This is a genomic window from Gemmatimonadaceae bacterium (assembly GCA_035606695.1).
In the GTDB taxonomy this organism is placed as follows: Bacteria; Gemmatimonadota; Gemmatimonadetes; order Gemmatimonadales; family Gemmatimonadaceae; genus JAQBQB01.
The window spans coordinates 1-7,961 of sequence record DATNEW010000018.1; the positions used below are offsets into that span (position 1 = coordinate 1).

Below are 7,961 nucleotides of genomic sequence, written 5' to 3' on the forward strand. Positions count from 1 at the left end.
CCGCGTCCGCGGTCCAATGAGCGCGTCGAGCGCGTCGAGACCCGGCCGCCAATCTTGCTCCGGCCGAAGCTCCAGTTCGCGCACGGTGCAGCCCGTGTTCAACGCTAAGCCCCAGATCTGCCGGTAGCCGGGCGAAATGACGACGACTTCATCGCCGGGCCGCAGCAGCGCGGCGGCGACCATGCCATTGGCCTGGGCCGCGCCGACGGTCACGAGCACGTTGCGCGCGCTCGCGTTCGGATACAGCGCCGCGATCGCCTCGCGCAACTCGACCGTGCCGTTGACCATCGGATAGTACAGCGGCGTGTCGAGCAGGCGCCCGCGCTCGTCGTCGGTCAGCCACTCGCTCGTGGCGAGACATTTCACGCTGCTGTCGGCGAGGTTCATCTCGACGTCGTGCTCGTAGCGCGACTGGTAGTGCTCGAGCTCGAACGGATGGAAATCGGCCACGGCGTTCTCCGGCGGCGAAGGGGAGTTGTACGTCCGCCTCCACACTACGTCGTTCGGCAAGCCCTCGGCAATGGCGTGTGGCGATCGTAAAGAATGCTCATCGCGGCCGCCCTGAGGCGAGGAGCGACAACGCACCGCATGTAAGCACACGGACACATTCCACCATCCAATTGGGTGAACGATCGCGCACCTCAGCGCACCTCAACCCATTGGAGGCTCCATGACTCGCCGCGTGTCCGCCCTTGCCCTCTACTCAACAGCCGCTGCCGCGCTGGCGGTCAGTCTCACCGCCGCGGCGCCGTTCACAAGGAATGCGCTCAAGTGGCCGCCGTGGCTGTCGATCGAATCACCGGTCAATTCATTCGACGCTCCGAGCCGGAGTGCCGCGCTGCTCGTGCACACCTCGCTGCGCGAAGGCGAGGCGCAGCTCGGCGATCTCACGGGCGCGGCCGAGGGCCTCGTCAACGGGGCGCGCCGGAGCGTACCGCTGCACTTCGATGCGACGTCACACCCGAACGTCTTCGCGGTTCGACGTCAGTGGCCCGACGGCGGCGCGTGGGTCCTTCGCATCTCGCTCAAGTCGACGACGGCGATCATTGCGCTCGACCGAAGCGGCTCGGTGGCGTCGACGCGAATTCCCGGCACGCAATCCGGAAACTTCCTGCTGCCGCGCGTCGTCGAATCGCGCGACATCGACTCAGCGCTCGCGGAAGCAGCGCGGCGAAACGTCGTGACTCGGTAGCGTGACGGTCATTTGCCGGAGCAATCCGCGAAGTACTGCTCGATACACTCGCTCACCATTCCGTCGAGCACATGCTGCGCGTCGTGGCGGGTGAGGAATTCGGAGTCCGCGATATTGGACCATACGCGTTTGAGGTGAACGAGCACCTCTTCAGGACGAATGGTTTTTGCGCGCGCGAACGCGCAGGCCGCGCTGAGCGGCTCTCGCGCCGCGGAACCGGCGGTGGGGCCCCATCCCCGCCGCCGGTTCGCGGCGTTCATCGCCAGCGCCAACAGCTCTTCGAGCCGCGCGGCATCCTCGCCGTCCCGCTCGGGCTCCGGACGCGCGGTCACGCCGGTCCTGCCAGTCCTGCCAGTCCTGCGGTTCCTGCCGGCGAACGATCCATTCGCATGCTTCACATTAGCCGTGGGTCACCAGCTAGCCAGCAGGAAGGACCCGCTTCGGCCTGTCAGGGCCCACCCTGACAGGCCCGCAGGCTCGTCAGAGAACTGTGATTCAAGGATGCGCTATGGCGCGCTCGTATCCAGCTCGTCGTCGAGTAACCGGTGCTCGGCTGCATACCGGGCGATCTCGACGCGCGACCGCACGCCCAACTTCTCCGTGAACCGCGCTTTGTAGGTCTCCACGGTCTTGACGCTGAGCCCCAAGTCGCGCGCGATCTCCTTGTTGCTGTTCCCACGCGCGATCCGCACGAGCACGTCACGCTCCCGCTCGCTGAGCACTTCGTGCGCGGTTGCGCGCAATCGCCGGCGCGACTGCAAGTACCCCTGCACCAAGGCCGGGGCCATCGCCGGATCGATGTACGTCCCGCCAGCCGCCACTGCACGCACCGCATGCACGAGCTCCTCGGGCGCCGCTCGCTTGAGGATGTAGCCCGTTGCCCCGGCCTTGAGCAACTGCGCGAGATAGGACCGATCCTCGTGCACCGTGAGCGCCAGCACTTTCACAACCGGACACTCGCGCCGCACGCGCTCGGCCGCCGCCGCGCCGCCGAGGACCGGCATGGAGAGATCCATGACGATCACGTCCGGCGTCAACTCGCACGCAACGCGCAACGCCATCTCGCCGTCCACCGCCTCGCCAATCACTTCCATGTCGGGCTGCGCGTTGACGAGCAGCTTCAGGCCTTCGCGGATGACCGCATGGTCGTCGGCGAGAACGACTCGAATTCGAGGAGCGGGCGCAAACGACCGCATCGATCCCGGTGTCGCATCGCCCATCATGGTCACGACCCAAGCCGCGCCGAATTCGTATCGTGAAGCATCTCGAAAATGTAGATGCTCCGAGTGCTCTGAGCGCGCGCTGGGTTGCCGATCACTCCCAGCGGTGGGAGTGCGAGGGTGCGATCGCGTGACGCTCGGTCACGCCTGCCTCGAAGTCCGCCGCCGCGCGAACCTGGGCCAGCAAACTCATCGCTCGGCGCCGAAGCTCGGGGTGGTTCTCGCTGGCCGCGTAGATCGCCAGCGCCAGTGTGCGCTGCTGCTCCAGATTCATCGGCTTTTCCGACGCGAGCAGCCCCTCGAGTGCCTGCACGTTGAGGCTGAGTGATGCCGCGACCACCTCAGCCCCAAGCGACGAAACCGCCCGCTCCAGCAGCGTGCCGCTCGCAGTCTTTTTGGGAGGACTCACGGTGAGATCTGTTCGGCGGGATCATTCGACATACCTGCACGTTATGTCCCGTTCGGCCACCACTGCAGCGGGAAAGTCGATAGCTCGTGTCAGGAACCGTCCTGACACGTCCCGGCGAAGGACCGTCTGTCGCGACCTATCGCCTCCCCGAGGGATGTTCTTGCGGAGTAGACTCCGGGTCTTCGCCCGCCAGGCCGCCGAGCCAGCCGCGAAGCGCCGCATAGCGGACGATGTCGACACGCGAACGCAGGCCAAGCTTCTCGGCGACACGGCTCTTGTAGCTCTCCACGGTCTTCACGCTGAGCTCGAGGGCGGTGGCGATTTCCTTGTTGCTGAAGCCGCGGGCGATGCGAACGAGCACTTCGCGTTCGCGTTCGGTCAGCCCGTCGTTCGACACTGCCTTCGCGGCTTCTTCAGATTCGAGAAATCCGGAAACTACCGTTCGCGCGATCGAGGGATCGATGTACGTGCCGCCTGAGGCCACCGTGCGAATGGCGCGAACGAGATCCGCCGCAGCCGCTCGTTTCAGTACATACCCGGCCGCGCCGGCGTCCAGCAGCCGGCCGACGTAGAGCGGCTCCTCGTGAACGGTCAGTGCGAGCACGCGCACGCTCGGGCATTCGGTGCGCACTCGTTCCGCGACGTCCGCTCCCCCGCCGCCGGGCATCGAGAGGTCCACGACGAGCACGTCCGGCGTGAGGTCGCGGGCCGCGCAAAACGCCGACTCCCCGTCACCCGCTTCGCCGATCACGCGCATGTCCGGCCGCGCGTTGACCAGCGCCTTCAGTCCTTCGCGGACGACCGCATGGTCATCCGCAAGGATGATTCTGATCTGGTGCTCGCTCACTGTGCCGCTACCTCGGTCTCGGGCGGCGGCGCTACGTGCCGCTCGAGTTCTCGGAATCGGTGCCGTCGTCGTCGATCGGTATGCGTATGAAAATAGTCGTCCCGGCGCCCTCCGCGCTCTCGATCTCGGCGGTGCCCCCCAGGAGCGCCGCGCGTTCGCGAATTCCTCGCAACCCCAGGCCCGGAACGGTGGCGCCGTCGACGACGGCAAGATCGAACCCTCGGCCCTCGTCCTCGATGATGGCCACCACCTCGGACCCGCGGCGCTCGACGACGACACTCGCGCGTCGCGCACCGCTATGGCGCGCAACGTTGGTCAGCGCTTCTTGCACGATTCGGTAGATCGCCGTTTCGACCGCCTCGGGCAGTCGCGTCACTTCCGCCGGCGCATGCACCACGGCGAAGATGCCGGAGCTCCGCGCCCATTCGTCGATGTACGTGCGCAGTGCAGCCTCGAGTCCGAAGTCATCGAGTGCCTTCGGTCGCAAGCGCACCGCGACGGCGTGCAGCTCTCTGGAGATTGTGTCCGCGAGATCGCGCAGCTTGGCCGCGTGGTGAGCCATGGCCGAACCCGGTGCGGCAAGATCCGACATCGTCTGAAGCCCAAGGCCAAGCGCGGTCAACAACTGGCCCGCTTCGTCGTGGAGGTCGCGCGCCAGACGGCGCCGCTCGTCTTCCTCGCCCTGAGCGAGGCGGCGGAGAAATACGCGCTCGCTCCGCGCCGACCGATTTGCCTCGGCCAGTTGCTCGGTTCGCTCACCGACGCGCTGCTCGAGCGTTGCGTTCAGCTCGCGAAGGGCTTGTTCCATTTGGCGGCGCGCCGTGACGTCCTGGCCGAATCTTAGAATTCTTGCCACCTTGCCCGCGCCTTCCGTCACCGGTCGCGAGACGCCGTCGATGAACACGCGCGAGCCGTTCTTGCGCATGTGCCAGCGCGTGTCGGCCGCGGCCCCGTGTTCGACCGTCTGCGCGCGTTCGCGTTCCGGTACGCCGTCCGCACGATCATCGGGTGTGAACAGCACGTCGATCGATTGCCCGATCATCTCGTCGGACGTCCAGCCATGGACGGCTTCCGCGCCAGGCGACCAGGTAAGGATTCGCCCATCCAGGTCGGTGGTGACGATCGCGTAGTCGCGCGCACCGTCGACGATCAAGCGAAAGCGCTCTTCGCTCGCGCGGAGCGTCGATTCGGCGCGCGCGCGATCCACCGCCACCGCCGTGCGTGCGCCGAATTCGCGAATGAGCGCAACCTCCTCCGGCGTCCACGTGCGGGGCTCGCGATCGTGCACGGAAAATCCAGCGAGTCGCTCGCCGCTTCGCTCGAACATGACCGCGACGAGCGACCCGACGTCCGCCGCGCGATACGCCTCGCGCTCGTCATCGGTCAAACGCTCCTCGCCCACGACGTCACTGACCACGAGACTCTCGCCGCGGTGATAGCCCGGGCGATACGCCGCGTCGAACTCAGCGAGTGGATACTCGGGCGGCAGCGCCTTCACGTCGCGCGTGTACGGTGCGCGCGAAACAACGGCTTGCTCCTCGACCTCGACATAACTCACGCGATTCGCGCGCAGATGCTCGCCGAGCAGCCGGCTCGCAACCCGTTGCATCTCCACCGGGTCGGAGATCGGCCGGGTGGTGTCGTGCAAACGAACGAGGAGCGCCTGTCGCTCTTCACTCCGCCGCAGCGCCCCCTGCGTGCGCTTGAGCGCCGTGACGTCGACCATCGTGATGACGATCCCTTCGATGCGGTCATCCACGGTGCGATACGGAGCGGAACGGAGCAGATAGCTCGCCGGTGGGTCGAGCATTTCCGCTTCGCGCTCGACCGGCACGAGCGTCTGCAACACGCGCTTCGCGTCGTCGATCAAGTCCGGATACCCAAGGCGGTGCGTGAGATCGGCGAGCGGGCGGCCGCGATCGGCGTGGCGGACATTGAAGATCTCCGTCACGCGCGGCGTGTAGCGCAGAATGCGCAGATTGCGATCGAGAAAGATCGTCGCAATGTCGGTCGACTGCAGCAAGTTCTGAAGATCGCTCGAGAGTTGCGACAACTCCTCGACTTTATGCCGGTTCTCCTGGTTGAGCGTCTGCAGCTCTTCGTTGACCGACTGGAGCTCCTCGCGCGAGGTCTCGAGCTCTTCGAGCGTCGAGCGGAGCTCCTCGTTCGTCGATTGCAACTCCTCGTTCGAGGCGCGCGACTCCTCCTGGGTCGTCTCGAACTCTTCGATCAGGGCCTGCATGCGCCCGCGTGTCGACTCGAGCTCCGCCTCGAGCTCCCGAACGTTTTCGTCGCCCGGGCTTCGGGCGGATGCCGGCGGCGCCGACGTCCTGTCCGACTCGTCGAACAGCACGAGCACGTACCCTTCGAGCTCCGGCTCGGAGGCGGGCGTCGCGCGCACGGTCACCGAGCTCACTGCGCCGTCGAGCGCCACGATGATCGGCCGCGACGCCCACGCGGTTCGGCGATTTCGCGCCACGTGCATGCCGGAGCGCAGCTCCATTCGAAATTCGTCGCGCACCAGCTTGAACAAATCGTTCGTCGGTTGGCCGCCCGGATGCCGCAGGAACCGTCCGACGCCGTCGGAGAGATGCACCACCTCGTGCCCCGGTCCCACGAGCAGGCTCGGCGTTCCGTAGCGCTCGACCAGTTGCTGGTGGACGCGCGCGTACGTCGTCGTGTTTTTCGCCGGCGCGGCCGCCGGCAGTTCCGGAATTTCACCCGGAGCGCGCCGCACGCGCGGACTCATTGCGAGCGCTGGAAGCCGGATCGCTCCATGCGGAACGTCGCGCCGGCGATACAGGTGAATCTCCTTGTTCTCGGCGCGAAACAAATCCGGGCAGACGAGGGTTTCGGCGGTCCCGAGCAGCACGAGTCCGCCCGGGCTCAACGAGTAATGGAAGAGATCGATGACGTCGTTCTGCAGGTCGCGCTGCAGATAGATCAAGACGTTCCGGCAGACGACGAAGTCGAGCCGCGAAAATGGCGGGTCCCGCAGCAGGTTGTGCATCGCGAAGACCACGACGTCGCGGAGCGACTTCGTCACACGGTAGCCGCCGCCTTCGCGGCGAAAGAATCGATCGAGCCGCTCGGGTGAGATCTCCGACTCGATGGCGTCGGTGAACACCGCTTCGCGACCCTTCTCGAGCGACCGCTCGTGAAGATCGGTCGCAAAGATCTGCACCTGCGGCGCGTTGTTGCGGCGGCCTGCTTCCTCGAGCAGCAGCATGCCGATGGTGTACGCCTCTTCGCCCGTCGCGCAGCCCACCGACCACACACGCACCACGTCGTTGCGTCCCTTCCCCTCGAACAGGCCGGGAATGACGTCGGCCTCGAGACCGCGAAACACATCCGAATCGCGAAAGAAGCTCGTGACGTTGATCAACAAATCGTCGAGCAGCGCGCTTGCCTCCTGCTCGTCCGTCCGCAGACGTTCGACATAGTCGGCAGTTTGGACGAGATTGAGCACCTGCATGCGCCGAGCGATGCGGCGGGCAACGGTCGAGCGTTTGTAGCGCAGGAAGTCATGTCCCGTTCGGAGACGCACCAGCGTCAAGGCGTGCTCCAGCTCGTCGGCCGCCGCGCCGTCCGGCGCCGCCTCATCGGACGCGCGCGAGCCGCTCGCGTCAGGGCGGACAACGAGCGGCCTCGTGGCGGCGAATTCGCGTATGCGCTGAACCATCGCGGCGATCGGCAGCACGTGATCGACCAGGCCGGTCGCGATCGCGGACCGCGGCATGCCGTCGAATTCCGCTTCCGCCGGATCCTGAGCGACCGTCATGCCGCCGTGCTCGCGCAAGTAGCCGATCCCGTGCGCGCCGTCGCTGCCCGTGCCCGACAGAATCACGCCCACCGATTCGCCGTCGTGCGTTTCGGCGAGCGTCCGGAAAAAATGATCCACGGGTGCACGGCCAAGGCGCGGGGAGGCCAATGGCGCGATCCGCAGATGGCTGTCGACCGCCGACAAGCTTCGCCCCGGCGGAATGACGTACGCGTGGTTCGGCTCGATCGGCGTCTCTTCCATCACCTGGGTGACGGGAATCGCCGCCAGCGGCTGCAGCAGGTCGGCGAGATAGCTCTCGTGCTCGGGCGACAGATGCACGACGATCGCGAACGCCAAGCCCGTGTCCGCGGGCACGGTCGCGAAGAACCGCTTCAACGCCGCGAGTCCGCCGGCGGAGGCGCCAATGCCGACAACGACCTGGCCATGCGGAAGGCTCGTCGGCGCCGACGCGGGCGCTTCCGCTTTCGACGGCTGCGCGGGATCCGGCGATCCCTTGCGCTTCTTTGTCA

7 protein-coding genes are annotated in these 7,961 nt (G+C 66.5%); 1 reads left to right on the forward strand and 6 read right to left on the reverse strand.

Annotated features, from left to right (window positions below; genetic code table 11):
* Positions 1-450, reverse strand: a 450-nt coding sequence (locus VN706_07260; GenBank protein HXT15413.1) for an aminotransferase class I/II-fold pyridoxal phosphate-dependent enzyme, incomplete at its 3' end; no start/stop codon positions are given.
* Between the two features lie 220 nt (positions 451-670).
* On the opposite strand from VN706_07260, the gene VN706_07265 reads away from it, so the two are divergent.
* Positions 671-1,192 carry a hypothetical protein gene (locus VN706_07265; protein ID HXT15414.1) on the forward strand — a complete coding sequence of 174 codons (522 nt, stop codon included), beginning with the start codon at positions 671-673 and terminating at the stop codon, positions 1,190-1,192.
* An 8-nt stretch (positions 1,193-1,200) separates the two neighbouring features.
* On the opposite strand, the gene VN706_07270 is transcribed toward VN706_07265, so the two are convergent.
* The 5 genes from VN706_07270 to VN706_07290 form a co-directional block, all read right to left on the reverse strand.
* Positions 1,201-1,524: a hypothetical protein gene (locus VN706_07270; GenBank protein ID HXT15415.1), complete on the reverse strand. Its 324-nt coding sequence runs from the start codon at positions 1,522-1,524 to the stop codon at positions 1,201-1,203.
* A gap of 174 nt (positions 1,525-1,698) precedes the next feature.
* Positions 1,699-2,415: a response regulator transcription factor gene (locus tag VN706_07275; GenBank protein HXT15416.1), complete on the reverse strand. Its 717-nt coding sequence runs from the start codon at positions 2,413-2,415 to the stop codon at positions 1,699-1,701.
* Positions 2,416-2,506: 91 nt separating this feature from the next.
* Complete coding sequence (locus VN706_07280) at positions 2,507-2,821, reverse strand: hypothetical protein (protein HXT15417.1); 315 nt, start codon at positions 2,819-2,821, stop codon at positions 2,507-2,509.
* Positions 2,822-2,957: 136 nt separating this feature from the next.
* Positions 2,958-3,668 carry a response regulator transcription factor gene (locus tag VN706_07285; GenBank protein ID HXT15418.1) on the reverse strand — a complete coding sequence of 237 codons (711 nt, stop codon included), beginning with the start codon at positions 3,666-3,668 and terminating at the stop codon, positions 2,958-2,960.
* A gap of 31 nt (positions 3,669-3,699) precedes the next feature.
* On the reverse strand, positions 3,700-7,961 hold a 4,262-nt coding region (locus VN706_07290; protein HXT15419.1), incomplete at its 5' end, for a chemotaxis protein CheB.

Bases quoted from the DNA above. Each gene is read 5' to 3' on its own strand.
- VN706_07265 (HXT15414.1), top strand. From the start codon at position 671: ATGACTCGCCGCGTGTCCGCCCTTGCCCTCTACTCAACAGCCGCTGCC.
- VN706_07275 (HXT15416.1), bottom strand. From the start codon at position 2,415: ATGATGGGCGATGCGACACCGGGATCGATGCGGTCGTTTGCGCCCGCT.